Source organism: Methylobacterium mesophilicum (assembly GCF_022179445.1).
GTDB classification, from domain to species: Bacteria; Pseudomonadota; Alphaproteobacteria; order Rhizobiales; family Beijerinckiaceae; genus Methylobacterium; species Methylobacterium mesophilicum.
Window position 1 is genome coordinate 1 of the sequence record NZ_BPQU01000139.1, and the last position, 258, is coordinate 258.

General features: G+C 70.2%; 1 protein-coding gene. It reads left to right on the forward strand.

The annotated features are described in order from the left end of the window. Window positions 1–258, forward strand: a 258-nt coding sequence (locus MFF40_RS28540) for an MBL fold metallo-hydrolase (protein WP_498043402.1), incomplete at both ends; no start/stop codon positions are given.

Consider the following 258-nt stretch of genomic DNA (forward strand, 5'->3'; position numbering starts at 1 on the left):
GCTGCTGACCCACTACCACGCTGTGCGGGTGCTCGGCGTCGCCGGCTATCCGGACCGGGTCAACGTCATCGCCAGCGACGTCGCCCGCGCGATGATCGTCGAGCGCGGGCAGCAGGACATGGATTCCGAGATCCAGCGCTTCCCGCGGCTGTTCCGCGGGCGTGAGGAAATCCCGGGCCTGACCTGGCCGACCCTGACCTTCCGCGGCGAGATGACCCTGTGGCTCGGCGCGCGCGAGGTGCGGATCATCCATGCGGG